28 protein-coding genes are annotated in these 25,888 nt (G+C 72.8%); 9 read left to right on the top strand and 19 right to left on the bottom strand.

All coding sequences use genetic code 11. From position 1 onward, the window contains the following. Positions 1-41: 41 nt before the first annotated feature. The gene (locus OIE75_RS34405; protein ID WP_307016078.1) at positions 42-2,432 is read right to left on the bottom strand and encodes an excinuclease ABC subunit UvrA; all 2,391 of its coding nucleotides are present in this window, start codon (positions 2,430-2,432) and stop codon (positions 42-44) included. Positions 2,433-2,626: 194 nt separating this feature from the next. On the opposite strand from OIE75_RS34405, the gene OIE75_RS34400 reads away from it, so the two are divergent. Beyond that, the gene (locus OIE75_RS34400) at positions 2,627-3,025 is read left to right on the top strand and encodes a DUF2795 domain-containing protein (protein WP_307016076.1); all 399 of its coding nucleotides are present in this window, start codon (positions 2,627-2,629) and stop codon (positions 3,023-3,025) included. Positions 3,026-3,050: 25 nt separating this feature from the next. Next, positions 3,051-3,593, top strand: coding sequence for a type 1 glutamine amidotransferase domain-containing protein (locus OIE75_RS34395; protein ID WP_307016074.1), 543 nt, complete (start codon positions 3,051-3,053; stop codon positions 3,591-3,593). A 224-nt stretch (positions 3,594-3,817) separates the two neighbouring features. Here the strand turns inward: OIE75_RS34395 and OIE75_RS34390 are convergent, their stop codons facing one another. Further along, entirely contained in the window at positions 3,818-4,093 is a 276-nt protein-coding gene (locus tag OIE75_RS34390; protein WP_307016073.1) for a DUF6158 family protein, read from the bottom strand. A gap of 60 nt (positions 4,094-4,153) precedes the next feature. On the opposite strand from OIE75_RS34390, the gene OIE75_RS34385 reads away from it, so the two are divergent. Further along, positions 4,154-5,275, top strand: a complete 1,122-nt coding sequence (locus OIE75_RS34385; protein ID WP_307016071.1) for a baeRF2 domain-containing protein — start codon at positions 4,154-4,156, stop codon at positions 5,273-5,275. Positions 5,276-5,299: 24 nt separating this feature from the next. On the opposite strand, the gene OIE75_RS34380 is transcribed toward OIE75_RS34385, so the two are convergent. Beyond that, positions 5,300-6,919 carry an ATP-binding cassette domain-containing protein gene (locus tag OIE75_RS34380; protein WP_329473272.1) on the bottom strand — a complete coding sequence of 540 codons (1,620 nt, stop codon included), beginning with the start codon at positions 6,917-6,919 and terminating at the stop codon, positions 5,300-5,302. 122 nt (positions 6,920-7,041) lie between these two features. Here OIE75_RS34380 and OIE75_RS34375 point away from each other — a divergent pair, with 122 nt between their 5' ends. Next, entirely contained in the window at positions 7,042-8,550 is a 1,509-nt protein-coding gene (locus OIE75_RS34375) for a bifunctional phosphatase PAP2/diacylglycerol kinase family protein (RefSeq protein WP_307016069.1), read from the top strand. Between the two features lie 88 nt (positions 8,551-8,638). Continuing rightward, positions 8,639-9,457 (top strand): methyltransferase domain-containing protein, encoded by an 819-nt coding sequence (locus OIE75_RS34370; protein ID WP_307016068.1) that lies wholly within the window; start codon positions 8,639-8,641, stop codon positions 9,455-9,457. A gap of 30 nt (positions 9,458-9,487) precedes the next feature. On the opposite strand, the gene OIE75_RS34365 is transcribed toward OIE75_RS34370, so the two are convergent. The 14 genes from OIE75_RS34365 to OIE75_RS34300 all read right to left on the bottom strand — a co-directional run bounded on the left by OIE75_RS34365 (position 9,488) and on the right by OIE75_RS34300 (position 20,128). Further along, entirely contained in the window at positions 9,488-9,781 is a 294-nt protein-coding gene (locus tag OIE75_RS34365; protein WP_122618944.1) for a gas vesicle protein K, read from the bottom strand. 1 nt (position 9,782) lies between these two features. Then, positions 9,783-9,965, bottom strand: coding sequence for a gas vesicle protein (locus OIE75_RS34360; RefSeq protein ID WP_122618943.1), 183 nt, complete (start codon positions 9,963-9,965; stop codon positions 9,783-9,785). After that, positions 9,962-10,753: a GvpL/GvpF family gas vesicle protein gene (locus tag OIE75_RS34355; protein WP_307016067.1), complete on the bottom strand. Its 792-nt coding sequence runs from the start codon at positions 10,751-10,753 to the stop codon at positions 9,962-9,964. Before OIE75_RS34355 ends, OIE75_RS34360 begins: the two co-directional genes overlap by 4 nt. After that, on the bottom strand, positions 10,750-11,076 hold the full coding sequence (locus OIE75_RS34350) for a gas vesicle protein (protein WP_122618941.1): 327 nt from the start codon (positions 11,074-11,076) through the stop codon (positions 10,750-10,752). Before OIE75_RS34350 ends, OIE75_RS34355 begins: the two co-directional genes overlap by 4 nt. Beyond that, on the bottom strand, positions 11,073-12,239 hold the full coding sequence (locus OIE75_RS34345; protein WP_329473271.1) for an SRPBCC family protein: 1,167 nt from the start codon (positions 12,237-12,239) through the stop codon (positions 11,073-11,075). Before OIE75_RS34345 ends, OIE75_RS34350 begins: the two co-directional genes overlap by 4 nt. Beyond that, positions 12,239-12,925: a DNA primase gene (locus OIE75_RS34340; protein ID WP_329473270.1), complete on the bottom strand. Its 687-nt coding sequence runs from the start codon at positions 12,923-12,925 to the stop codon at positions 12,239-12,241. The genes OIE75_RS34345 and OIE75_RS34340 overlap by 1 nt, the downstream gene beginning before the upstream one ends. After that, a complete protein-coding gene (locus tag OIE75_RS34335; RefSeq protein ID WP_307016064.1) occupies positions 12,922-13,185 on the bottom strand; it encodes a gas vesicle protein GvpG in 264 nt (87 codons plus the stop codon). The genes OIE75_RS34340 and OIE75_RS34335 overlap by 4 nt, the downstream gene beginning before the upstream one ends. A 4-nt stretch (positions 13,186-13,189) precedes the next feature. Next, a complete protein-coding gene (locus OIE75_RS34330; protein WP_329473269.1) occupies positions 13,190-13,963 on the bottom strand; it encodes a GvpL/GvpF family gas vesicle protein in 774 nt (257 codons plus the stop codon). Continuing rightward, positions 13,960-14,403: a gas vesicle structural protein GvpA gene (locus OIE75_RS34325; RefSeq protein ID WP_307016062.1), complete on the bottom strand. Its 444-nt coding sequence runs from the start codon at positions 14,401-14,403 to the stop codon at positions 13,960-13,962. Before OIE75_RS34325 ends, OIE75_RS34330 begins: the two co-directional genes overlap by 4 nt. A gap of 57 nt (positions 14,404-14,460) precedes the next feature. Next, complete coding sequence (locus tag OIE75_RS34320) at positions 14,461-14,841, bottom strand: gas vesicle protein GvpO (RefSeq protein ID WP_329473268.1); 381 nt, start codon at positions 14,839-14,841, stop codon at positions 14,461-14,463. 108 nt (positions 14,842-14,949) lie between these two features. Continuing rightward, the gene (gene ligD, locus OIE75_RS34315; RefSeq protein WP_329473267.1) at positions 14,950-15,882 is read right to left on the bottom strand and encodes a non-homologous end-joining DNA ligase; all 933 of its coding nucleotides are present in this window, start codon (positions 15,880-15,882) and stop codon (positions 14,950-14,952) included. Beyond that, complete coding sequence (locus tag OIE75_RS34310; protein WP_307016058.1) at positions 15,879-17,726, bottom strand: transketolase; 1,848 nt, start codon at positions 17,724-17,726, stop codon at positions 15,879-15,881. The genes ligD and OIE75_RS34310 overlap by 4 nt, the downstream gene beginning before the upstream one ends. After that, complete coding sequence (locus tag OIE75_RS34305) at positions 17,723-19,534, bottom strand: NAD(P)/FAD-dependent oxidoreductase (RefSeq protein ID WP_329473266.1); 1,812 nt, start codon at positions 19,532-19,534, stop codon at positions 17,723-17,725. Before OIE75_RS34305 ends, OIE75_RS34310 begins: the two co-directional genes overlap by 4 nt. A gap of 111 nt (positions 19,535-19,645) precedes the next feature. Then, a complete protein-coding gene (locus OIE75_RS34300; RefSeq protein ID WP_329473265.1) occupies positions 19,646-20,128 on the bottom strand; it encodes a phage holin family protein in 483 nt (160 codons plus the stop codon). A gap of 80 nt (positions 20,129-20,208) precedes the next feature. Here OIE75_RS34300 and OIE75_RS34295 point away from each other — a divergent pair, with 80 nt between their 5' ends. Beyond that, positions 20,209-20,556 (top strand): VOC family protein, encoded by a 348-nt coding sequence (locus OIE75_RS34295; protein ID WP_307016055.1) that lies wholly within the window; start codon positions 20,209-20,211, stop codon positions 20,554-20,556. A gap of 17 nt (positions 20,557-20,573) precedes the next feature. Here the strand turns inward: OIE75_RS34295 and OIE75_RS34290 are convergent, their stop codons facing one another. Further along, positions 20,574-22,553 carry a DUF5107 domain-containing protein gene (locus tag OIE75_RS34290; protein ID WP_329473264.1) on the bottom strand — a complete coding sequence of 660 codons (1,980 nt, stop codon included), beginning with the start codon at positions 22,551-22,553 and terminating at the stop codon, positions 20,574-20,576. A 156-nt stretch (positions 22,554-22,709) separates the two neighbouring features. Here OIE75_RS34290 and OIE75_RS34285 point away from each other — a divergent pair, with 156 nt between their 5' ends. Further along, positions 22,710-23,057, top strand: a complete 348-nt coding sequence (locus tag OIE75_RS34285; RefSeq protein ID WP_307016053.1) for a DUF6204 family protein — start codon at positions 22,710-22,712, stop codon at positions 23,055-23,057. Here the strand turns inward: OIE75_RS34285 and OIE75_RS34280 are convergent. Then, complete coding sequence (locus OIE75_RS34280) at positions 23,029-23,601, bottom strand: GNAT family N-acetyltransferase (protein WP_329473263.1); 573 nt, start codon at positions 23,599-23,601, stop codon at positions 23,029-23,031. The genes OIE75_RS34285 and OIE75_RS34280 overlap by 29 nt on opposite strands. Positions 23,602-23,696: 95 nt before the next feature. On the opposite strand from OIE75_RS34280, the gene OIE75_RS34275 reads away from it, so the two are divergent. Beyond that, complete coding sequence (locus OIE75_RS34275; protein WP_307016049.1) at positions 23,697-24,269, top strand: helix-turn-helix domain-containing protein; 573 nt, start codon at positions 23,697-23,699, stop codon at positions 24,267-24,269. A gap of 56 nt (positions 24,270-24,325) precedes the next feature. Continuing rightward, positions 24,326-25,768, top strand: coding sequence for an NAD(P)/FAD-dependent oxidoreductase (locus OIE75_RS34270; RefSeq protein WP_329473262.1), 1,443 nt, complete (start codon positions 24,326-24,328; stop codon positions 25,766-25,768). Positions 25,769-25,888 lie beyond the last annotated feature (120 nt).

Here is a 25,888-nt window from a genome sequence, read left to right as displayed (position 1 = left end):
GCGCCGGCCGCCACCGGTACCGGCGCCGTGGGCCGCCGCGGTCAGGCGCCGACGTACGCCGCGAGGTGCTCGCCGGTGAGGGTGGTGCGGTCGGCGACGAGATCGGTGGGGGTGCCCTCGAAGACGATCCGGCCGCCGTCGTGGCCGGCGCCGGGGCCGAGGTCGATGATCCAGTCGGCGTGCGCCATGACGGCCTGGTGGTGCTCGATGACGATGACCGACTTGCCGGCGTCGACGAGGCGGTCCAGCAGGCCGAGCAGTTGCTCGACGTCGGCGAGGTGCAGGCCGGTGGTGGGCTCGTCGAGCACGTAGACGCCGCCCTTGTCCCCCATGTGGGTGGCCAGCTTGAGCCGCTGCCGCTCGCCGCCGGAGAGCGTGGTGAGGGGCTGGCCGAGGGTGAGGTAGCCGAGTCCCACGTCGGCGAGCCGGTCGAGGATCTTGTGCGCGGCGGGGGTGCGTGCCTCGCCGGAGCCGAAGAACTCCTCGGCCTGGGCCACGGACATGGCGAGCACCTCGCTGATGTCCCGGCCGCCGAAACGGTACTCCAGCACCGCGGGCTGGAACCGCTTGCCCTCGCAGTCCTCGCAGGGGGCGGCGACCCCGGCCATCATGGCGAGGTCGGTGTAGATGACGCCGGCGCCGTTGCAGGTGGGGCAGGCGCCCTCGGAGTTGGCGCTGAACAGGGCCGGCTTCACGCCGTTGGCCTTGGCGAAGGCCTTTCGGATCGGTTCGAGCAGTCCGGTGTACGTGGCCGGGTTGCTGCGCCTCGAGCCCTTGATGGGGCTCTGGTCGACCGAGACGACGTCGGCGCCGGCCGGGACCGAGCCGTGGATCAGCGAGCTCTTGCCGGAGCCGGCCACGCCGGTGACCACGCAGAGCACGCCGAGCGGGACGTCGACGTCGACGCCCTGGAGGTTGTGCGTCGTGGCGCCGCGGATCTCCAGGGCGCCGGTGGGCTCGCGGACCGTGTCCTTGAGGACGGCCCGGTCGTCGAGGTGGCGGCCGGTGACGGTGTCGCCGGCCCGCAGCTCCTCGACGGTGCCCTCGAAGCAGACGGTGCCGCCCGCGGTGCCGGCGCCGGGGCCGAGGTCCACCACGTGGTCGGCGATGGCGATCGCCTCCGGCTTGTGCTCGACGACGAGGACCGTGTTGCCCTTGTCCCGCAGGCGCAGCAGCAGGTCGTTCATCCGCTGGATGTCGTGCGGGTGCAGTCCGATGGTGGGCTCGTCGAAGACGTACGTGGTGTCGGTGAGCGAGGAGCCGAGGTGGCGGATCATCTTGACGCGCTGCGCCTCACCGCCCGACAGCGTGCCCGCCGGCCGGTCGAGGGAGAGGTAGCCGAGGCCGATCTCGACGAACGAGTCGAGGGCGTCCCGCAAGGCGCCGAGCAGCGGCGCCACGGACGGTTCGTCGAGATCGCGCACCCACTCGGCCAGGTCCCGGATCTCCATCGCGCAGGCGTCGGCGATGCTGATCTTCCCGATCTTCGAGGAGCGGGCGCCCTCGCTGAGCCGCGTGCCGTCGCACTCGGGGCACACGGTGAAGGTGACGGCCCGCTCCACGAAGGCCCGGATGTGCGGCTGCATCGCCTCCTTGTCCTTGGACAGGAAGGACTTCTGGATCTTCGGGATCAGGCCCTCGTAGGTGAGGTTGACGCCGTTGACCTTCACCTTGACCGGCTCGCCGTAGAGGAAGTCCCGCAGCTGCTTCTCGGTGTACTCGCGGATCGGCTTGTCGGGGTCGACGAAGCCGGACTGGGCGTAGACCTGGACGGTCCACTGGCTGTCCGACTTCCAGCCGGGGATGGTGAAGGCGCCCTCGGAGAGCGACTTGGAGTCGTCGTAGAGCTGGGTGAGGTCGATGTCGGAGACGCTGCCGCGGCCCTCGCAGCGGGTGCACATGCCGCCGGTCCGCTCGTACGTCGCCTTGACCGCCTTCTTGTTGCCGCGCTCGACGGTGATCGCGCCGCTCGCCCGGACCGAGGCGGTGTTGAAGGAGTACGCGCTGGGCGGGCCGATGTGCGGCTCGCCGAGGCGGCTGAAGAGGATCCGCAGCATCGCGTTGACGTCGGTGGCGGTGCCGACGGTGGAGCGGGGGTCGGCGCCCATCCGCTGCTGGTCCACGATGATCGCGGTGGTCAGGCCTTCGAGGATGTCGACCTCGGGGCGGGCCAGCGTCGGCATGAAGCCCTGCACGAAGGCGCTGTAGGTCTCGTTGATCAGCCGCTGCGACTCGGCGGCGATGGTGTTGAACACCAGTGAGCTCTTGCCCGAACCGGAGACTCCCGTGAAGACCGTCAGGCGGCGCTTGGGGATCTCGATACTGACGTCCTTGAGGTTGTTCTCCCGGGCGCCGTGCACGCGGATGAGGTCGTGGCTGTCGGCGACGTGCGGCACCGGTGCCTGGCTGCCCGTCCTCTTGGCGCTGCTCATCGTGTCTCCATCTGTCGGGGGCTCCATGTGAAGGCCCGCGGTCCTCACACGCTAGAGGGGCCGACGGGACCCGCGCTTCTCGATTACTGATCCGGTGCCGGCCGGCGAGATCGGAGCGGACCCGTCCGGGTGAATCCGTGTCGGGCCCCGGTGTCCGGGTACGCGGTCGGCACCCAGAAGATCTGGAGGGAGACATGCAGCGAGGCAGCGACCGGATGAGCGCCCACCGCGACGACGAGATGAAGCACGAACTGCAGGGTCTGCTCAGGTCCGGGCACCCCACCCGGACCGAGGAGTGGCACGACCCGGAGCCGGTGGCGGAGGACGATCCGGACGTCACGCACGGGCCGGTGACACCGGGCCGCGGGCCGACGTACCTGGAGGCCCTGCGGCTCGAACTGGCCCGGAACCTGACCCGGGGCAGCTTCCCCGCGGGACCGCGGGAACTGACCCGCACCCTGCGCCACGGCAACGCGCCCGACGCCCTCGTCGAGGAGCTGGACCGGCTGCCGAACAAGGCGCGCTACGACAACGTCCAGGAGCTGGCGGTGGCGCTCACCGAGGTGGGCCCTTCCGGGGCGCAGGGCGCCTAGGCGTCAGGAAAGGAATCCGAACCCCATGCGCATCGCATTTCTCACCGCGCCCGAGGGCGTGGAACAGGTCGAACTGACCGAGCCGTGGCAGGCGGCGAAGGACGCGGGGCACGAGCCGGTGCTGGTGTCCACGCAGACCGGCGAGGTCCAGGGCTTCGACCATCTCGACAAGGCGGACACGTTCCCGGTGGACGAGGTGGTGGGTGACACCTCGGCCGACTCGTTCGGCGGGCTGGTCCTGCCCGGCGGGGTGGCCAATCCCGACTTCCTGCGGACCGACGAGAAGGCCGTGGCGTTCGTCCGGGCCTTCTTCGAGCAGGGCAGGCCGGTGGCCGCGATCTGCCACGCGCCGTGGACCCTGATCGAGGCCGACGTGGTACGCGGCCGGGTGCTGACCTCGTGGCCCAGCCTCCGGACCGACCTGACAAACGCGGGCGCCACCTGGGTCGACGAGCAGGTGAAGGTCTGCGACCACGGCGACAACATCCTCGTCACCAGCCGCAAGCCGGACGACCTCCAGGCGTTCTGCGCGACCTTCCTCGCCGAGTTCGCCAAGGCGGGCGGCTGACCGGCGCGGACGGCGGCCGGGACGCCGCCCCGGGGACCTCCGGGGTGGCGTTTGGATCTTGCCGTGGTCGCGGGGTCCGGCACGCACATCTGCGGCGTTGTCGTCGGTTGCCAGGGCTCCGCCCGGTCGCCCTCCTCCGCCTTGCAGCTGCACGCACCGGACCCCGCTCGAGCCGGTTGCGAGGCGCCGCTGCCCGGAGCCGGCCGGATCCGAACGACACCCCCCTAGGCTCCCGGGGTGGCGGCCTGGCCGGAGCCGCGTTCCCGGGCGCCCTCGCGGGTGCGGCCGGCGGCGACCGGGCGATGCGGGTTGCGGCGCAGCCACTCGCCCTCCAGCCGCGCCATGCGGTCGTTGTGGGCCCGCAGCGCGTCGTTCGACCCGTAGAGCAGGGTGTCGTGGCGGGTCCGGTGGATGGTCTCCAGCTCCTTCATGAGCTGCTGGTCGTCCAGGCGGCCCGGGTCCACTCCGGTCATGGTGTCCCCCATGTCGTGTTCGTTCATGCGGTCCGGGTACCCGCCCCCGCAGCACTACCACCCCCCAGCGCCACCCGGGAGAGCGCCATGGACCTCGCGTTTCTGCATCCCCTCTACGAACACCAGGGGCCCTGGGCCTCCGTGTACGTCGATCTGTCCCGGCACACGGAGGACACCGCGCACGAGCGTGAGCTGACGGCGGCCGCGGTGGCCCGGGAGCTGGCGGAGCAGGGCGCCGACGACGCCACCTGCCAGGCGGTGCGGAAGGCCGTGGACGAGCTGCGGCACGCCTCCGACCCGCACGGCCGGGCGCTGTTCGCGTGCGGCGGACGGGTGGTCCTGGACCCCCGGCTGGCCCGCCCTCCGTACGGCGGGACCACCGCCGACTGGGCCCCGCTGCCGCACGTCGCCCCGCTGCTCGACCTGGCGGGCGAGGACCCGGTGTGCGTGGTGGCGTACATCGACCGCAAGGGCGCCGACTTCGAACTGCGCGGCGCGCTGGGCAGCTCGGATGCCGGCGGGGTCACCGGCCGGCAGTGGCCGCTGCACCGCACGAGCAGCGCCGACTGGTCGGAGCGCCACTTCCAGCTGCGGGTGGAGAACACCTGGGAGCACAACGCGGCGGAGATCGCGGACGCGCTCGCGGTGTGCCAAGAGGAGACCGGCGCCGACCTGCTCATCCTGGTCGGTGACGACCGGGAGCGGCGATCCGTGCACGAGCGGTTGCCGAAGCGGCTCCAGGGCCGGATCGCCGAGGCCTCGCGCGGCGCCGGGAGCAGGCTCCTCGACGACGAGGTGGAGGGCCTGCGCGAGGACCACGTGCGCTCGCGGGCGCGGGAGGAGCTGGACCGGTTCCTGGCCGCCCGGGCGCCCGACGACGAGGGCCGGGCGGGCGCCGCCGAAGGCGTGCCCGCGCTGGTGGAGGCGGCCCGGGAGCACCGCATCGACGAGCTGCTGGTCATCCCGGACGCCCCCGACACCCACCGCGAGGTGTGGATCGGCGAGGACGCCGACCAGCTCGCGGTGCGCCGCACCGAGCTGAAGACGCTGGGCGAGCAGAACTCCTGGTCGGCACGGGCGGACGACGCGCTGCTGCGATCGGCGGTGATGACCGGCGCGCCGGCGGTCTCGGTGACGCCGGCGCTGCCGTCGGAGGCCGCGGACAAGACTCCGGTGGGCGGCCTGGGGGCGCTGCTGCGCTGGAAGTGACCGGTGGGCCCCCGCCCCGGTCCTTCACCGGGCCCGCTCCACCCGCCGCTCGTCCCAGACCGGCTCCGGCGTCTCACGGACGTGTCCGTCGCTGCCGAAGACCAGGTAGCGGTCGAAGGAGCGGGCGAACCAGCGGTCGTGGGTGACGGCGAGGACCGTGCCCTCGAAGCCCTCCAGGCCCTCCTGGAGGGCTTCGGCCGACTCCAGGTCGAGGTTGTCGGTCGGCTCGTCGAGCAGCAGGGCGGTGACGCCCTGGAGTTCCAGCAGGAGGATCTGGAAGCGGGCCTGCTGGCCGCCGGAGAGCCGGTCGAAGGTCTGCTCCGCCTGGTGGGTCAGCTCGTAGCGGCGCAGCCTCGACATGGCGGCGCCCCGGTCCTGGGCGTGCTCGGACCACAGGATGTCCAGGAGGGTGCGGCCGAGGAGTTCCGGGTGGGCGTGGGTCTGCGCGAAGTGCCCGGGCAGCACGCGCGCCCCGAGCTTCCACTTCCCGGTGTGCGTCACGTCGTCGCCGGCCAGCAGGCGCAGGAAGTGCGACTTGCCGGAGCCGTTGGAGCCGAGGACGGCGACCCGTTCGCCGTAGAAGACCTCCAGGTCGAAGGGTTTCATCAGGCCGGTGAGTTCCAGCTGCTCACACGTGACGGCGCGGACTCCGGTGCGGCCGCCCTTCAGCCGCATCCTGATGTCCTGCTCGCGCGGCGGCTCGGGCGGCGGACCGGCCTCCTCGAACTTGCGCAGCCTGGTCTGCGCGGCGGCGTACCGGGACGCCATCTCGTGGCTGACGGCGGCCGCCTGACGCAGCGTCAGCACCAGCTTCTTGAGCTGCGCGTGCTTCTCGTCCCAGCGGCGGCGCAGTTCCTCGAAGCGGGCGAAGCGCTCGCGGCGGGCCTCGTGGAAGGTGGCGAAGCCGCCGCCGTGCACCCAGGCGTCGGCACCGGCGGGCCCGGGCTCCAGGGAGACGATCTTCTCGGCCGTGCGGGCGAGGAGTTCCCGGTCGTGGGAGACGAAGAGCACCGTCTTGCGGGTCTCGGCGAGCCGCTCCTCCAGCCAGCGCTTGCCGGGCACGTCGAGGTAGTTGTCCGGCTCGTCGAGCAGCAGCACCTCGTCGGTGCCGCGCAGCAGCGCCTCCAGGACCAGCCGCTTCTGCTCACCGCCGGAGAGGGTGCTCACCCGACGCCACTGGGCCTTCTCGTACGGCATCCCCAGCGCGGCCGTGGTGCAGATGTCCCACAGGGTCTCGGCCTCGTAGCCCTGGGCCTCGGCCCAGTCGGCGAGCGCCTGCGCGTAGCGCATCTGGGCGGCCTCGTCGTCCACGGTCATCAGCGCGTGCTCGGCGGTGTCCACGGCGCGCGCGGCCTCGCGGATCCGGGGCGGGGAAACGGACACGAGCAGGTCCCGTACGGTCGTCTCGTCCCGTACGGACCCCACGAACTGGCGCATCACCCCGAGGCCGCCGCCGACGGTGACGGTCCCGCCGTGCGGCTTCAGCTCCCCGGAGAGCAGCCGGAGCAGGGTGGTCTTGCCCGCGCCGTTGGGGCCGACGAGGGCCACCACGGCCCCCTCCCCCACCCGGAAGGAGGCGTCGCCGAGCAGCGCCCTCCCGTCGGGGAGGTGGTACTCCAGGTGCGCTGCTTCGAGATGACCCATGACACCGGATTGTGCGGCTCGGGCCACGCCCCGGGCAAACCGATTACGGCGGGCCGGACGGCGCCGGCGGACGTGGCGAGCGCCACCGGCAGAAAACGGCCCGCACCGGGTAGGCGGGTGGCATGAGCCCCGACGTAGATCTCACCGCCCTGACGCCCGGCCCGCACCCCCTCCGCAACGGTTTCCTGCGGCTGGACCAGCGTGCGTTCGAGGCCGTCGCCGCCCGCACCTGGCCGGGCGCCGACCCGCTGCTGCCCCGGCTGAGCCGTTCCGCCAACCACGGAGTGCTGTGGTTCGGGGTGGCCGCCGCCCTGGCCGCGTCCCGCACCCCGCGGGCCCGTCGCGCCGCCGCCCGGGGCCTGGCCTCGCTGAGCCTCGCCTCACTGACGATCAACACCCTCGGCAAGCGCTCGGTGCGCCGGTCCCGCCCGGTGCTGGACCCGGTGCCGCTGGTACGGCAGTTGAAGCGGCAGCCGATCACGACGTCGTTCCCGTCGGGGCACGCCGCGTCGGCGGCCGCGTTCGCCACCGGGGTCGCGCTGGAGTCCCCGGCGTGGGGTGCGGCGGTGGCACCGGTGGCCGCCGCGGTGGCCCTCTCGCGCGTCTACACCGGCGTCCACTTCCCGAGCGACGTGGTGGCGGGCGCCGCGCTCGGGGCGGGTGCCGCGTTCGCCGTACGGGGCCTGGTGCCGACGCGAGCCCAGCACATCCCGCCGGCCCGGCCGCTCGCCGAGGTGCCGGCGCTGCCCGGGGGCGAGGGGCTGGTGATGGTGGCCAACGTCGCCTCGGGCACCTCGGACCGGGTGCGGGCGCTGTGCGACGCGCTGCCCGACGCCGAGGTGGTGGAGTGCGAGCCGGAGGACATCCCGGCGGAGCTGGAGAAGGCGGCGGACCACGCCCGGGTGCTCGGCGTGTGCGGCGGCGACGGCACGGTGAACGCGGCGGCCGAGGTCGCCCTGCGGCACGGCCTGCCGCTGGCGGTGCTGCCCGGCGGCACGCTCAACCACTTCGCCTACGACCTGGGCGTGGAGGACGTGCGGGATCTGTGCGGGGCGCTGGAGCGGGGCGAGGGGGTGCGGGTGGACGTGGGCCGGTTCGTCTCGGGCGGGCGGCAGGGCGTCTTCCTCAACACCTTCAGCCTCGGCGTCTACCCGGAGCTGGTGCGGGAGCGGGAGCACTGGTCGTCGAGGATCGGCGGCTGGCCGGCCGGGGTGCTGGCGGCGGTGCGGGTGCTGCGCGCGGACCGGCACCCGCTGGAGGCGGAGGTGCGCGGCCGCCGGCGCCCGCTGTGGATGCTGTTCGCGGGCAACGGCACGTACCACCGCAGGGGCCTCGCCTCGGGCCGCCGGCTCGACCTGGCGGACGGGCAGCTGGACGTGCGGGTGGTGCACGGTGGCCGCCGGCCGGCCCTGCGGCTGCTGTCCGCGGCGCTCGCGGGTCCGCTGACCCGCTCCCCCGCCCATGCGGCGGTGCAGGTGCCCCGGCTGCGGCTGTCGGGGGTGGCGCCGGGCACCCTGATGGCGTTCGACGGGGAGCTGACGGAGACCGAGGGCGACCTGACGCTGGAGAAGCTGCCGGAGGCGCTCACGGTGTACCGGCCGCTGCCCGGTGAGGGCGGACTGCTTTCCTGACGCCCCGTCAGTCCACCATATAAAACGCGGGTCTCACTATTCGACCGACGGGCGTAGCGTGATCACACCGTCGGAGAGGGGATCCACCATGCCGAAGCCGCGGGAGACCGCCGTCTACACGCACGGGCACCACGAGTCCGTGCTCCGCTCGCACACCTGGCGCACCGCCGCCAACTCCGCCGCCTATCTGCTGGGCTCCTTGCGGCCCCACATGAAGGTCCTGGACATCGGCTGCGGGCCCGGCACCATCACCGCGGACCTCGCGGCGCTGGTCCCGGACGGGCACGTCACCGGCGTGGACCGGGCACCGGAGATCGTCGACCGGGCCCGGGCCACGGCGGCGGAACGCGGCCTCGGCAACACCGACTTCGCGGTGGGGGACGTGCACGCGCTGGACTACCCGGACGACACGTTCTGCGTGGTCCACGCCCACCAGGTGCTCCAGCACGTGGGCGACCCGGTGGGGGCGCTGCGCGAGATGCGGCGGGTGGCACGGCCCGGCGGGATCATCGCCGTCCGCGACTCGGACTACGGGGCCATGACGTGGTACCCCGCGTCCCCGGGCATGGACGACTGGCTGGACCTGTACCGGCGGGTCGCCCGCGCCAACGGCGGCGAACCGGACGCCGGGCGCCGGCTGAAGGCGTGGGCGCTGGAGGCGGGGTTCACGGACGTCACGGCGACCTCCGCGACCTGGACCTTCGCCACCGCCGAGGAGCGGGAGTGGTGGAGCGGCCTGTGGGCGGACCGGACCCTGGCGTCCGCGTACGCCGGCCGCGCGACCGAGGGCGGCCACGCGACCGCCGAGGAGCTGCGGGCGGTCTCGGCCGCCTGGCGGGACTGGGGCGAGCGGCCGGAAGGCTGGTTCGGCGTGCTGCACGGAGAGATCCTGTGCCGCAAGCGGTGACGAAGGGGTGAGGCCGCGGCCCCGGGAGACTCACTCCCGGGGCAGCAGCGGTCCCAGCGGCCCGAGGTCCAGGTTCAGGTCCTCCGGCCGCAGTCCGTAGCGGTCGCGCAGCTCGGTCATGCGGTCGTCGAGGAGCATCAGGGTGAGTCCGATCCGCTCCTCCTGCTCCTCGCTGAGATCCCCCTCGTCGACCCGGCGGAGCGCCTGGCGCTCCATGAGCTGGCGCAGCAGCTCGACGACGGTCAGCACCAGTTTCACCAGGTCGCGCTCGACCGTGTCGGGGTCGAGGTCGAGGCGTTTGCGGGGTTCTGGTTGTTCAGTCACGTCAGTCCCCGAACGGCGATGGAACGTTGCTGTTGACCGAGCTGATCAGCGCGTTCAGATCGATGCGGACCAGGTCGACGTCCGCGATGCGCAGCGTGACGTCACCGGTGATGACGACACCGCCGGCCAGCAGCCGGTCGAGCAGGTCCACGAGAGCGATCTCCCGGCGTTCTACGACGGTCACGTGCCCTCCCCCGGCTGTTCCTCGGCGGCCCCGTCGCCGGCGAAGGAGTAGGCCGCCCAGGGGCCGGTGAGTTCCACACGGATTCCCGGGGCGTCGTCCTTCGTCCGGTCGATCCTCTCCACGAACTCCTCGGAGGCGTCACGCCGCACCAGGTAGGCGGCGTTGAGGACGTTGCGTCCGGCGGCACCGGACAGACGGGGGTTCTGCGGCGCGTGCAGCCGCGCGTCGTCGGCCAGGGAGGACAGCGTCGAGTGGAGACCCGTCGCGAACCGCTCCGCCCTCGACCACAGGTCCTCGTTCGCGCGCGACTGCTGACGCCGCTGCCGCAGGTAGTCCCGGCCCGAGGCGGGCTTGGGAGCGGGCCGCGCCGGCGCGGCCGCCTGCTCGGGCTCCGCCTCGACGTACACCTTCACGCCCCACTCGACCCGTCCGTCCAGCCGGGCGAGCGTGTTCCGGAAGGCCTCCTCGCGCTGCTCCATCATCATCCGTACGCCGCTGTCGTCCCGGAAGACGGTGGCCAGCCGGAGCGGCAGCGGTGTGGTGACCGCGGTGAGCGCGTCGATCACCTGCTGGTGGGAGCGGGCCGTGGCGGCCAGCCAGTCGAGGTCCTCCAGGTGCGCGCGCAGGGCCTCCTCGCTGAAGTCGGCCTCGGGCACATGGCTGACGACGGCGACCAGGTCGCCGTGGGCCAGCAGGCGGGGCGGGTCGCCCGCCACCCCCGTGAGCTGGGCCTGGAGGGCCGCGCCGAAGGGGCGGCAGACGGCGTAGACGTACCGCAGTCCGTTCACGTCTCCTCCTTCGGCACGCGGCCCGGGTCCAGCTCACGCAGGCGTTCGCGCAGTGCGGCGTTCTCCCGGGTGAGTTCGTCGCGCCGGGCGCGCGAGGAGAGCGCGGGGTCGCTCTCCCACCAGTCGATGCCCATCTCCTTGGCCTTGTCGACGGAGGCGACCACGAGCCGCAACTTGATCGTCAGCAGCTCGATGTCGAGCAGGTTGATCTTGATGTCGCCCGCGATCACGATGCCCTTGTCGAGCACCCGTTCCAGGATGTCGGCGAGGTTGGCGCTCTGTCCCTGACCGTAGGGCTCGGGCAGTCGGCTGGGTGTGGTCATCGACGGCTCCCGCCACCGGCGTCCTCGTACTCCTCACGGGACGCGTTCTCGTCCTCCCCGGCTTCCTTGTCCTCCTCGTACTCGCCCTCGGGCTCCTCCTCGTACTCCGCCTCGGGCTCCTCCTCGTACTCGCCCTCCGGCTCCTCCTCGTACTCGCCCTCCGGCTCCTCCTCGTACTCGCCCTCGGGCTCTTCCTCGGCCTCCTCCTCGGCCTCGGGCGCTTCCTCCTCGCCCTCGTACTCCTCCTCGCCCTCGGGCTCCTGCCCCTCCTCCTGCTCCTGCTCCTCCTCCGCCACGGCGTCCTCGTGGCTGCGGACGACCTCGCCGTCGCGGATCTCGCCGCGCCAGCCGTCGTCGGCCTCGCCCTTGAGGGTGATGTGCCGGACGTAGTTCTTCAGGTCCAGGCGGGCCCGGCGGCCCTGGGCGCGCCAGATGTTGCCGGTCTTCTCGAAGAGACCCTTGGGGTAGTACTCGATGACCAGGATCACGCGGGTCAGGCTGTCGGCCAGCTCGTGGAAGCTGACGACACCCTTGGTGGTGCCCTTGGCGCCCTCCGACGTCCAGGAGATCCGGTCGTCGGGCACCTGCTCGGTGGTCTTCGCCTTCCAGCTGCGGTTGGACCAGAAGACCTTCAGCTGCCAGTCGGACGACGTGTCGTCGGCGCGGTTCGCGCTCTTGACGCCCTTGGCGAAGGTGCTGAAGTCCTGGTACTGGGTCCACTGGTCGTAGGCCGTGCGCACCGGCACGCCGACGTCGACGTACTCGATGATGACCGTCGGCTTCTGACCGCCGCCGCCCTTCTTCCGGCCCCTGCCGCCGGTGAGGTTCTTGAAGGCGCCGACGACGTTGTCCTTCACCTTGCCGGCGCCGACCTCGAACGCGGCCCGCATCGGGCCCTTGCCCTCGGCGAGCTTGCGTCCGCCGTCGAGGGCGAGCTTGGCGAATCCGGGGCTGTTGCCCTCGGCTATGTCGTTGAGCTTGCCCGTGGTCTGGCCGAGCTTGGTGCCGACGCCCGTCAGCAGCCGCGTGACCTGCGCGGCGAGGTACTCCTGCACCTCCGCCTTGAGGCGGTCCGCCGCCTCGCTCTGCGCCACGTCGGCCAGGGGGTTCTTCTTCGCGGCCTTGCCTGCCGTGGAGGCCGCGGATCCGAGGGTGTCGGTCATCACTCACCACCGCCCTTCGTCCGCCGGGTGGCTCCGCGGGCGGCGCTCCGGGCACCGGCCGTCTTCTTGCCGGCCGCCTTCTTGGCGGGCTGGGCCCGCTTCGCCGCGGTCTTCTTGGCGGGTGCCTTGGCGGCCGCCTTCTTCGCCGGCGTCTTCTTCGCGGGCGCCTTCCTGGCCGTCTTGCGCGCGGCCGGCGCCGCCTCGCGCCGGCCGTCGCGCTCGTCCTGCTCGTCCTCGCGCTCGTCCTGCTCGTCCTGCTCGTCCTGCTCGTCGTGCTCGTCGTCGGCGCGCTGGTCGGACTCCGCGTACTCCTCCGAGTCCTCCGAGACCTCGGAGTCGCGGGAGCCGACGCCCGGCACCTGGGACGTCACGCCGGAGAGCTGGTCGCGGACCTCGGCGGTACGCCCGTGCAGGCGATTGGCCAGCGCGTCTATCTGCCGCTCGACCATGGCGCCCGAGGCCGCCTTGCCCACGCCCCGCAGGTCCGTGCGCAGCTGGTCCCCGATCTCCTTGAACTGGGGGTTGTTCTGCAGCTGCGTACTGACCAGCTCGGCGATGCCCTTCGGGGTCAGGTTCATCTTCTTGCCGGCCACCATGGTGCCCACGGCGACGGCCAGTTTCAGTTTCTTCGTGCGTCCCAGCAGATATCCGGCCCCTACCGCGAGGCCCAGTCCCACTCGATTCATGGTGCCGTCCCGTTGCCCAATCCCGCGCTCGTGCGCGAAGCGATCTCCAACCGGTCCAGGAGCGCGTCCTCCTGCTGGTCGAACTCCTCCTCCGTGATCTCTCCGGCCTCCAACTGCTCTTCCAGGCGGGCTAGTTCGGCCCGGATCGTGGCGGGGTCGTAGTAGATCCGCTCCGCCTCGTTCATGACCTGTCTGATGGCCCAGGCGCTGCCGCGCACCGGGGCGAACGGCAGCAGCAGGACCTCCGAGATCAGTCCCACGTCCTCACTCCGTTCCGACATCCATCCCGCCGGCCGCGGTACCCGCGGGCTCGGCCGGGCCGGGCTCCACGAAGCTGTACGGCGGCAGCGGGCCGTTCACCCGCACCTCCAGGTGCGGCATGTCCCTGCGGGCGCGCTCCACGGCGGCCAGGAACTCCTCGGCGGAGCCCTGCTTCACCAGGAACGACACGTTGGCCAGCCAGCCGGTGGACTCGGGGCCCACGCTCACCGCGTCGGCGTCCGACTCCAGGGCGCGCTCCAGCGTGGTGGCGTCCTCGGCCTCCTTGCCCTTGACGGCGGCCGCGACCATCTCACCGAGCTGGATCTTGTTCTCGTAACTCCCGCCGCCCGCCTGCCGGTTGGCGTCCGCGAGGGCCCGGATCTCCGGGTTCTGGGCCATCACGTGGTGGAGCACGGCCTCCTCGTTGTGGGTGGCCTTGATGTTGTACTCGACCCGGCCGTCCAGTGCCTGGAGGCGTTCCTCGTAGTGCTCGGCGCGCTCCGCGAGCACCCCGGTCACCGCGCTGTCGTCCGGGGCGACGCTGCCGAAACGCATGGGCAGCACGCAGCCTTCGGCGCCGACCTCGCTCAGCACGGTCTGGTGGGCGAGCAACTCCCTGCGCTTGGGCCGCAACCCCTCGGGCGCGTCGCTGACGACGGCCGCCAGCCCGCCCTGCTTCAGGATCCGTATCTCGCGCGGCGGGTCGCCGACGCCGCCGGTTTCCTCGGGGAGCGCGGGATGCGTGGCGGCGGTGATGCCGTAGACGTACGTACTCACTCCTGCTCCTCCTTCCGGCGCGAGGCGGTGGTCTTGCGGGCACGCGGACGCGACGTGGTCTCGCGCTCGCGCTCGGAGCCGTCGTCCTCACGGGCCTGCTTGAAGGCGTCGGAGATCGTCTCCGCCGCACCGGACAGGGCTCCCTTGGACTTGCCCTTGGCGCCGGACTCGGTCATCTGGCCGACCAGGTCGGGCAGGCCGGGGTCCTTGCGCGGCCCGGCCTCCAGGTCGAGACGGTTGCACGCCTCGGCGAAGCGCAGGTACGTGTCCACGCTCGCGACGACGACACGGACGTCGATCTTCAGTATCTCGATGCCGACCAGGGAGACGCGCACGAATGCGTCGATGACGAGCCCCCTGTCCAGGACGAGCTCGAGCACGTCGTAGAGGCCGCTGCTGCCGCCTCCACCACCGGATTGCTGTGCCGGTACAACAGTCATGCCAGCCATTCCTCCATCTCGGGTTTCGGTGTGCGAGTCCACTCGGTCCGGTCCGGCCTAACGGCCGCCGGAACCTCGCGCGTCGGCCCGACCGCGCTCGTAACGCCTCACACGGCGGTAGCCAGTGAGCTGCCCCTCGGAATCAAGCTCCACCTGGTAGCTCGCCATCAGGCTCATCGTGTCGGGCACCCGCTCGAGTTCGAGCACCTCGACCTCCAGCGCCCAGCCCTCCTCCGTCCGCTCGAAGGACGACACCGACTCGGCGTTCATGCCGGTGAGCTCCGCGAGCTGTGCGCGCGCCTCGCGCAGCACCTCCATCGGCCGGGGCTTGCGTGACTCCTGTGACTGCCGGGACTCCTGTGACTGCCGGGGCTTGCGTGTCCTACGTGAACTCTGTTGTGAGTCTTGTGATTCGGATGTGTTGTTCGTGTTCGACATGGCCACCTCCCCCTCCGTGTGGCCGCAAGGATGTTCGCCAAACCTCCACGGACGCGTGCATGTGGCACGCGCCGACGTGACCTCGCTCATCTCCCCCCGCGGCGAGGCTCAGCCGCGCAGCGCGTTCAGCCGCCGCCGGGCGGGGCCCAGCGACCGGGCGCGGTTCATGATCCCGGCCCAGGGCCGGGTGCGGGCCTGCTCGACGGCGTCCGCGATCGTCCAGCGGCGGGCGTGCAGGGCGGGGTCGTCCAGTTCGTCCCAGGAGACGGGTGTGGCCACGGGTGCGCCGGGCCGGGCGCGGACGGTGAAGGGCGCCACGGCGGTCTGGGCGTAGGCGTTGCGCTGGATGTCGAGGTAGAGCCGGTCCCCGCGGTCCTTCTTGCGGGCGGCGGTGGTGAGCCGGTCCGGATGGGCCGCGGCCAGGACCTCGGCCGCGTCCCGCGCGAACTCCCGCACCTCGTCGAAGTTCTGACGTCCCGTCAGAGGAACCACGACGTGCAGTCCCCGGGATCCGGTGGTCATGAGCGCGGAGGGCAGCCTCAGTTCGTCGAGCAGCTCGCCCACCAGCCGGGCGGCCTCCCGGACCGCCTCGAAGTCGTCGCCGGCCGGATCGAGGTCGAAGACCATCCGGTCCGGCCGGTCGACCTGCCCGGTCCGGGAGAGCCAGCGGTGCAGGGTGAGGGCGGCCTGGTCGGCGAGGTAGACGAGGGTGGCCGAGTCGTCGCAGACCGTGTGGCGGACGGTGCCGCCCTCCTTGCCGACCTCGACGCGGCCGACCCACTCCGGGTAGTGCTCCGGAGTGTTCTTCTGCATGAACCGGGGCCCGTCGACGCCGTCGGGGTGCCGTTCCAGCATGAGCGGGCGCCCCCGCAGGTGCGGCAGCATGAAGGGGGCGACGGCGCGGTGGTAGTCGACGAGATCGCCCTTGGTGTACTCCGGCGCGCCGCCCTCGCCCGCGGGGAACAGCACCTTGTCCGGCCGGTGCACCTCCACCGTGTGGCGGCCCGCCCGCACGGTCCGCGTGCCGTCGCCTCCGCTCACGGCACGATCGCCTGCTCCACCAGCATCCGTCCGGCCGCGGCGATGGACTCGGCGTCGATCCCCGCCGCGTGCAGTTCCTCGGCGGGGGTCGCGGAGCCCGGCATCGTCCCGACGGCGAGCCGCACCAGCCGCGGCACGGGCCGGCCGTCGCAGAACGCGTCCAGGACCGCGTCGCCGATGCCGCCCTCCCGGCGGTGGTCCTCGACGGTGACCAGGCAGCCGGTCTCCTCCGCGGCCCGGCGCAGAGTGGCCAGGTCGACGGGCTTCACGGAGTACAGGTCGATCACCCGGACCGGGATGCCGTCCCCGGCGAGGGCGTCGGCCGCGGCCAGCGCCTCGTGCAGGGTGACGCCGGCCGCCACGAGGGTGAGCCGGTCGTCGGCGGAGGAGCGCAGGACCTTGCTGCCGCCGACCGGGAACTCCTCGTCGGGGCCGTAGACGACCTTGCTCTCACCGCGCGAGGTGCGCAGGTAGCGGACACCCTCCAGGCCCGCCATCTCGGCGACCAGGCGCGCGGTCTGGTTGGCGTCGCACGGGTACAGCACGGTCGAACCGTGGATGGCCCGCATCATCGCCAGGTCCTCCAGACCCATCTGGCTGGGCCCGTCCTGGCCGATGGCGACACCCGCGTGGGAGCCGACGAGGTTGATGCCGGCGCCGCTGACGGAGGCCATGCGCAGGAAGTCGAAGGCGCGGGTCAGGAACGCGGCGAAGGTGGTGGCGAACGGCACCCAGCCGCGTGCCGCCATCCCCACGGCCGCGGCGACCATCTGCTGCTCGGCGATGTAGCACTCGAAGTAGCGCTCGGGGTGTTCCTTGGCGAAGAACTCGGCGCGCGTGGAGTCGCCCACCTCTCCGTCGAGCGCCACGACGTCGCCGCGGGCGGTGCCGAGCGCGGCCAGCGCCTCACCGAAGGCGTTGCGGGTGGCGACCTCCTCGCCCACGTCCCAGCGGGGCAGCTCGGTCTGCCCGGTGCCGGCCGAGTGCAGCGACCGCGCGTCCTCGGGCTCGTGCACCGTGACCCGCAGGTCCCGCGGGCCGCCGAGTTCGGCGACGGCCTCCTCGGCGTCGGGCAGCGGCTTGCCGTGGTGGCCCTCGCGGTCCTCGACCGCCTTGACCCCCTTGCCCTTGAGAGTGCGGGCGATGACGGCGGTGGGCTGGCCCCTGGTGGAGAGGGCTTCGCCGTAGGCGCGGTCGATCGCGTCCACGTCGTGGCCGTCGACCTCGATCGTGTGCCAGTCGAAGGCGCGGAATCGGCGCGCGTACGCGTCGAGGTCGTGGCCGTGCCGGGTGGGGCCGCGCTGGCCGAGCCGGTTGACGTCGACGATCACGGTGAGGTTGTCGAGGTGTTCGTGCCCGGCGTGCTCGGCGGCCTCCCACACCGATCCCTCGGCCATCTCGCTGTCGCCGCACAGCACCCACACGCGGTAGTCGTTGTGGTCGAGGCGCTTGCCCGCCAGGGCGATGCCGACGCCGACGGGCAGGCCCTGCCCGAGCGAACCGGTGGCCGTCTCGACCCACGGCAGCCGCTGCGGCGTGGGGTGGCCCTCCAGGCGGCTGCCCACCTTGCGGAAGGTGAGCAGTTCCTCGTCGTCGATGGCACCGGCCGCCTTGTAAGCGGCGTACAGCAGGGGCGAGGCGTGTCCCTTGGAGAGCACGAAGCGGTCGTTGCCGGGGTGGGCGGGGCGGGCGAAGTCGTAGCGGAGGTGGTTGGCCAGCAGTACGGCCATCAGGTCGGCGGCGGACATCGACGACGTCGGGTGCCCGGAGCCGGCGGCGTCCGCCGCCCGTACGCTGTCGACGCGCAGTTGCTGTCCGAGGTCGACGAGTTCACCGGTGTTCATGAGTCTCCTTCCGCGCGGCGGCCGTCGGTGCGTTTGACCGGGCCGGGGGCGATGTCGGGTCCGGGGGGCGGCTGGTTCGCAGGGGGTTCGGGGCCGGGGTCGGCGGGCGGTCCCGCGGCCCGGGTCGGTCCGGACGGGGCGGTGGGCCGTCCTCCGCCGGACGCCCGGGACGTCTTGCGCGCCTTGCCGGAACCCCGGGCAGGTCCCGTACCGCCGCCTTCCCCGGCCCGGCGCGGGTTGCCGGCGGCACGGGGCGGGTGCGGCTGGTTCTTCGCGGGCTCACCGCCCGGTTGCTTCTTCGCGGCCTCACCACCGGGCTGGTTCTTGGCGCGCTCACCGCCCGGCTGGTTCTTCGCGGGCTCACCGCCGGGCCGGCTCTTCGCGGGCTCGCCGCCCGGCCGGCTCTTCGGGGGCTCGGCGCGGGATTCCTTACCGGTCGTCCCGGTCGTCCCGGTCGTCCCGTTCGTCCCGGTCCTCGCCGTCTGCTCGGCGTCCCGTTCCGGGCGTCCGGCCACCCGGGCCACCTCCGGTGACGACGACTCCAGCGGTACCGACCAGGAGCGGACGAGGCCCAGCTGCACCGCCTGACGGGGCAGCACCGCGTCCAGCAGCCAGTCCGCGGCCACCCGGACGCGGTTGCCCGGCATCGCCGCGAGGTGGTAGCCGCGGGTGACCGCGCCTGCCGCGGGGCCGGACATCGGCAGGCCGAGGGGGTTGGCGGCGGCCTTGGCCCCGCCGAGGTCCACGACGAACCCCAGGTCACGGTGGTGGTAGGGCCGCCGCTCGCCGATGCCGAGCGACGCGGCGACGTTCTGCGCGCAGACCTTGCCGTGCCGCCAGGCGTGCTGCGCGGTCATCGGCGTGAACTGGCCGGGTTGCGTCAGGTCGGGCACCGCGGCCACGTCTCCGCAGGCGAACAACTCGGGGCGGCCCGGCACCTGGAGGTGCGGGTCGACGAGCAGCCGGCCGCGTTCCAGGGGCAGCCCCAGGGACTCGACCAGCGGGTCCGGCCGCACGCCGACGCACCACACGAGCGTGCGCGTGTCGACACTCGTACCGTCGGTCAGCACCACGCCGTCGTGCGTGGCCTCCTTCACCGAGGTCCCCATCCGCACGTCGACGCCCCGCTGCCGCAGTACCCGGTCGGCGGTGCGGGAGAGCCGTTCGTCCATCTCGGGCAGCACCCGGGGCGCCACGTCCAGCAGCATCCAACGGGGCCGCATACCGGTGCGCATGGGGTGCTTGCGGACCTGTGCGTCGGTGTACATCGCGCCGTGCGCGGCGACCTCGGTGCCGGTGTATCCGGCGCCGACCACGACGAAGGTGCACCGCGCGGCGCACTCCTCGCGGTCGTCGGCCGCGGCGGCCAGCTCCACCTGGCGCGTCACGTGGTCGCGCAGGTACAGCGCCTCCGGCAGCCCCCGGAAGCCGTGCGCGTGCTCGGCGACGCCCGGGACGGGCAGCAGCTTGTTGACGCTGCCCGCGGCGAGCACCAGCCGGTCGAAGGGCAGGGTGCCCTCGCCGCCCTCGGGCCCGGTGTAGTGCACGGTGTGTTCGTCGAGGTCGATGCCGTCGGCCTCGCCCAGCACCAGCCGGACGTGCGGCAGTGAGCCCGAGAGGGACACGGTGACGCGGCGCGGCTCCAGGATTCCGGCGGCCACCTGCGGCAGCAGCGGCAGGTAGAGGAAGTAGTCGGTCGGGTTGAGCAGGGTGATGTCGGCCTGGTGCCGGGTGAGCCGGGACAGGGTGCGGGCCGTCCGGTACCCGGCGAAACCGGCACCGACGATCACGATGCGGGGTCGGCTCACGGTTCGCCTCCGGGCTGTCGCGTACCTCGTGAGCCTTCCGCGTCCCCTTGACCAGGGCACCCAAACGTCGCGAGCGGGCCGGTTCCCGGCACTGTGTCCGCGTACGGCGGCTCAGCCGCGCTCGCGCGGGCCCTCGGCGTCGGTGCCGTCCTGGCGCGGCGCAGCCGGTCCCGTACCGCCCGGTGCGGGGGTGCCCGCCGGGGCGGTGGGCGCGACCGGCGGCATCGGCGGCACCTCGGGCGCGACCGGCGGCACGGCCGGCGCGTCACCCGCGACGCCGTGGCCGGACCCCGGCGCCGACGGGTGGGGCCGGGCCGCACCGCGCAGCAGATACGCGGCGACGCCCAGGAGGCCGGCCGTGATCAGCGCGGCGGCCCAGTCGGGCAGTCCCACGGCGAGCGCCAGACCCACGGCGAGGGCGAGGGCCGCGCCCGCGTACAGGGCGGCGGCACCGGACGCGGCGTACAGCGTGGCCTTGCGGCGCTGCTTGCGGGTCTGCTCGCGCAGCTCGTCGCGCACGGTCTCCCGTGCCACCTGTGCCAGTTCGTCGACCAGATGCTTGTCCAGGTGTTCCAAGTGATCCATGCGGTCCATACCTCGCGGGTACCCGGACGCGGAACTTCCATGGCCGGGGCGCGAGTCGGACCCGGCCGCCGCCAACTAGGCTCGTCCCCATGGACATTCTGGGAGCCACACTGCGCGTCTACGTCGACGACCTGGACAAGGCGATCCCCTTCTACGAGGGTCTGGCCGGCGGCCGGGCCATGCGTTCCGAGCGCGGCGGGGTCGAGGTCGCCGCGGTCGGCTGCTTCCTGCTGATGAGCGGACCCGAGTCCCAGCTCGAGGTGTTGCGCAAGGTGACGGCGACGATCGCCGTGACGGACGTCGAGGAGACCCAGCGGATCCTCACCTCGCTGGGGGGCGACGTCATCGCCGGCCCGGTGCCGACACCCGCGGGCCGCAACCTGATCGCCCGGCATCCGGACGGCGCGATCTACGAGTACGTGGACCGGCGGGCCTAGCCCCGGACCGGACGGGCTCACCCCGCGTCCGGCCGCATCCGGAAGTCGTGCCGGGCCGGGAGCGGTTCGTCGCCGAGCCGCGCCCACAGCGCTCCGATGCTCTCGCCGCCCTCCCGCAGGTCGGCGACCTCGAAGCCCTCGTCGAAGACGGCCCGCGCCTCCTCGTGCCGGCCCTCGGCGGCCAGCAACTCCCCCTCGGCCAGCCGGAACCGGCCGCGGGCCCGGGTCGCGGGGTCCAGCCGCTCCCACACGGCGCGGGCGTCGGCGGTGCGTCCGACCGCGAGCAGCGCGCCGATGGCCTCCCGGCCGAGGGCGGCGGCGACGGCTGCCCACCGTTCGTCCCGGTCCGGGGCGTCCGCGTCCGAAGCTCGCTCGGGTTCCGGCCGGCGCTCGCACAGGTCGTCGAAGGCCTCCGCGTACTGGTCGGCGGCCCGCTCGGGGTGACCGTCCGCCTGGTCGGCGGCGGCGAGGCAGCGCAGCAACGGCCAGCGGTCGGCGGCGTCCTTGAGGCCGCGCTCCCAGCTGCGGACCGCCTGGGCCCGGTCGTCGCCGTGCCACTGGGCGACCCCCAGGTGGTACTCGGCGAGCGGGGTGGCGGCGGTGGTCTCCAGCATGTCCCGCCAGGGCCGGGCGACCAGGGTGGGGCCGGGCGGCTCGCGGCGTCCGGTCTCGGGGAGGGTCCCGGCGCGCAGCAGGTGCAGCCACGGTTCCTGCTCCTCGCCGAGGGTGTCCTCGCCGAACGGGGTGCCGGGCAGCTTCCATCCCGCGCGCAGCGCCTCGAGCGCGCCCCAGCCCGAGCCGGTGGCCAGCCGCTCGCCGGGCTCGGTGTCGGCGTGGGCCCGCCAGGCCTCGTACGCGGCGTCGACGTCGGCCCGCGGCAGGGCGCTCTCCAGCCGCTCCTCCGCGCCGCGCAGCACGGTGTGCCAGTCGCCGTCGGGCGTGGCTTCGAGCGGCCCGTACGCCTCCAGCCAGGACACCTCGCTCTCCGCGTCCAGCCTGACGTGCTCCAGCTGGGTGCGGGCGAGGCCGGCCTGGATCTCGCAGTAGCCGCCGGTGCCGGGCTCGGTGAGCCACTCCTGCCAGCGGCGCCCGCCGGGTCCGGTGCCCCACACGAACAGCTTCCGGCCCCGCAGTACGTCGGTGGAGGTCTGCGCCAGCCCGTTTCCGTGCTCGTCGAGCGCGGCGATCCAGCGGCGCCGGCCGTCCGGCACGTCGTAGAAGTAGTCGGCGGCGTAGGTGCTGTTCAGCGGGTACGTCCGGTCGGTGCCGTCGTACTCGGGGACGGGCACGCGGCGCAGCCGCCGCTCGTAGCCGAAGTGGTACGCCTCGTCGGCGGGGGCGAGGACCCGGCGGTCCTCGGGCACGGCGATGTTGGACCACCAGTAGGTCGGCACGGGGCGTTCGTGCGGGTTGCGGACGCGGACGCCCACGTACAGGAAGTCCGAGCCCTCCGGGAGCCACAGGTCGACCTGGAAGGGCAGGTCGCGCAGCCGCTCCCACTCCCACAGGCGCAGCATCTCGCCGCCGTCCGGGGCAGGCACGCGGGCGGCGTGCACGGGGGAGCAGGAGAGGGTGGTGTGTCCGGTGGCGCCGATGTTCCACTCGATGCCGCCGGAGAACCAGGCGCCGTTGAGGGCGAAGTTGGCGGGCTGGAGGACGGGGTTGACGTAGAGGAGTTCACGGTCGGTCGGCTTGTGGCACAGGGAGGCGATCCGGCCGCCGAGCGCGGGCAGCACGGTGGCGCGCAGCCGGTCGTTCTCGATGACCAGCGCGTCCAGTTCCCGCGCCTCGCGGGCGCGTCCGTACCCGTCCCGGACCATGACGGGCAGCAGGCTGCGCAGCGGCTCGTAGTCGACCTGGCGGGCCATGTCGCGCGGCAGGCCGAGCCGGTCCCGGTCGTCGATGCGGTGCGCCTCGTCCAGGGGGCGCAGCGGCGGCAGCGGATTGTCCGGGCCCTGCGGCGCGGCGGGCAGGGTCAGTACCTCACGTCGGATCATCGTCACGGTTCCCCATGGAAGCCGCTCCCCGCCACGGTGAACAGGGTCGGAGCCGGTCACCGTCACGCGACGTGACTCACGTTTGATTCCGTGGGGCGCGGTGCGGGCGGGGGCTTAGGGTGTCGGGCGGTCGGCGTACGTACGAAGGAGCGGCACGTGAGCGAGCGGCACACCTACCGGGTGATCGTCCGGGGCACCTGGGAGGGTTTGACCGAGGAGGCGCGGGCCCGGCTGCTCGCCGAGGCCGGTGACCACGGGATGACGAGCATGCGGTTCACCGAGGAGGGGTCGCTGTCGTACGAGCCGTCGCCGCTGAAGCACTTCTCGATGCGGTACGTGGTGGTCTCGGACGCGGCGGACGGCGACGAGATGGCGGCCGCCATCGCCGAGGACCGGGCCGAGGACACGCTGCGCGGGCTCGGCTACGGGTTCGGTGAACTGCGCTCCACGGTGACGGACCTGGACACCATGAAGATCAACCGGAAGTCACGGTCTCGGCGGTGATCGCCCAGCGCTGATGGTCGCGCCAGGCCCCGTCCACGTGCAGCATCCTCGGTGAGAAACCCTCCAGGTGGAAGCCGCAGGAGCGGGCCAGTGCGATGGAGGCGGCGTTGCCCGGCTGCACGTTGATCTCCAGCCGGTGCAGCCGCATCGGTCCGAAGGCGTGCCGCACCACGAGGCCCAGCCCTTCGCGCATCAGCCCCCGGCCGGCGGCGTGCGCGAAGGCGCCGTAGCCGAGGGCGCCGCTGAGGAAGCCGCCCTCGACGATGTTGTTGATGTTGACGAACCCGGCGATGGCCCCGCCGTCGCCGGAACCGCCCGCCCCGTCCTTCTCGCAGATCAGGAACCCGGCCTTGGTGGGGTCCTCGATCAGGTGGGACGCGTAGGCGTCGTACGCCTGGGGGCTGTCCGGCGGGAAGAGCCAGGGATGGTGCAGGTCCTTGCTCTCCCGGGCCCGGGCGGTGAACTCGGCGGCGTCCGCGTAGGTGAAGTGCCGTATGCCCACGCGAGGGCCCTCGGCGAGGTGACGGGACGGGGTCTGCGGCATGGGGTCAGCCTAGAGGGACCGACGCCATCAAAGTTTTCTTTGTTCCCACCAACATTCATTGTGCCGCCAGCGAACCCTTGTTAAGTTGCCGTTCCATGGCGAACGAGCACCCCGGCCCCGCGGCCGGCATGGGCGGACGACTGCGGCGCCGCAGAAGAGCCCTCCACCTGACCCTCAAGGATGTGGCGGACCGGTCCGGAGTCACCGAGGGCTACCTGTCCCAGGTCGAACGGGACCAGGCCAATGCCAGCGTGCGCACCCTCCAGCGGCTGTGCGAGGTACTCAAGCTCAACGTCGGCGACCTCTTCGCCACGGGCGGCAGCGCGGCCAACCCCGTACTGCGCTTCCGCGACGCCCACGGCATGTCGTTCGGCGAGGGTGCCACGAAGATCAAGCTGACCCCGTCGTCCTTCGACCACCTCGAGGTGCTCCTCGGCCACTTCGCCCCGGGCGGGTCCACCGGCGTCGAGCCCTACACGCACGGCAGCTCCGAGGAGATCCTCCTGGTCCTCTCCGGCGAGGTGGAAGTGCAGATCCGCGACCAGCTGCACCGGCTGTCGGCCCTGGACTCCGTCCATTACCGCAGCAGCGACCCGCACCGCGTCGCCGAGACCACGGGCGTGGACGAGGCCCGGGTCCTGTGGGCCATGGCGCCACCCACCTACTGAGCCTCCGCACCGTCGCACCACGCACCGACCCAGCACCTCACCCCCGGGACTCGCCCATGACTCCGTACCGCAACGGTCAGATATCGCACTGGATGACGGCGGCCCGCACCGCCGCCGACCCGGGCCGCGAGGCCCACGGCACGACGACGGACCTGCCCGGCCAGGAGCAGGACCTCGTCGTCGTGGGCGGTGGTCTCACCGGGTTGTGGGCCGCCTACCACGCCATCGCGGAACGACCCGAAGCGCGGATCACCGTCGTCGAGGCCAAGGAGGTCGGCTACGGCGCCTCCGGACGCAACGGCGGCTGGCTCTCCCCTCTCATCCCCGGCAACCGGGCCGTCTACGCCAAGGCCTCGCGCAGGCGGGGACGCGACGGAGCCGCGGCCGTCGTCTCCTTCCAGGAGGAGATGCACCGGTGCGTCGACGACACCCTGCGCATCCTCGAACAGGAGGGCATCGAGGCCGACCAGCACCGGGGAGGGCACCTGCGGGTGGCCACCACGCCCGCGGCGATGAAACGCCTGGAGACGACCTACGCCGCGGACCTGTCCCACGGATACCCCGCGCAGGACCTGGAGCTGCTCGACGCGGAGGCCGTCAGGAAGCGGATCGCCGTCCAGCCGGCCCTGGGCGGCCTGCTCACCCGCAGCACCGTCCGGATCGACCCGGCCAAGCTCGTCCACGGCCTCGCGGCCGTCGTGCGGGCCAAGGGCGTGCGGATCTGCGAGGACACCCGGGCGACGCGCATCGCGCCCGGCGTCGTCACCACATCGCGCGGCGCCGTGCGTGCCGGAACCGTCCTGGCCTGCGTCGAGGCCTACTCCGGAAAGATCGACGGCGACGCCCGCGGCCTGGGCGCGCGCGACGTCATTCCGGTCAACTCCTCCATGGTCGTCACCAACCAACTGCCCGAGGAGGTCTGGCAGCGCATCGGCTGGGACGGCCGCGAGTGCCTGGGCGACGCGGCGCACACCTTCGTCTACGCACAGCGCACCGCCGACGACCGCATCGCCATCGGCGGCCGCGGCACGCCGTACGCCTTCAACTCCGGCACCCCCGGCGAGGGACGGGTGGACGCCCGGACCGTACGCACTCTCAGCGAGCGGCTCCGCCTCTTCTTCCCGGACATGCCGTTCTCCGTCGAGCACGCCTGGCGCGGTTCCATCGGCGTCACGCGCGACTGGTGCGCCGGCATCACCTTCGACCGGGCGACGAGGATCGGCGTGGCGCGCGGCTACGCCGGGCACGGTGTGACGGCCACCCGGCTGGCCGCCCGTACCCTGCTCGACCGGGCCGAGCACCGCGACACCGCGCTGACCCGGCTGCCGTGGAACGACCACTACTCCGGGCGCTGGGAACCCGAGCCGCTGCGGTGGACGGGCGTCCACGGCATGTACCGGCTCTTCGGCGTGGCCGACCGCTGGGAGGAGAGCCGGCACTCCCGGAACACCTCGCTCATCGCCCGTTTCGGATCCCGGCTGGCAGGACTGAGCGAATGAAACCGACACCGCAGCAGCACGCCACGCCCGCCGCCGGGACATCCGGGAGGACGACCGAACCGTGGGAGCGTTACTCCTTCCTACGGGCTCCGGGGGCATCCTCTCTCAGCCCACAGAGGA

The sequence above is a fragment of the Streptomyces sp. NBC_01723 genome (genome assembly GCF_036246005.1).
GTDB lineage: Bacteria > Actinomycetota > Actinomycetes > Streptomycetales > Streptomycetaceae > Streptomyces.
The sequence above is the reverse complement of the archived record's forward strand: the minus strand, read 5'-3'. Positions and strand labels throughout refer to the sequence as shown.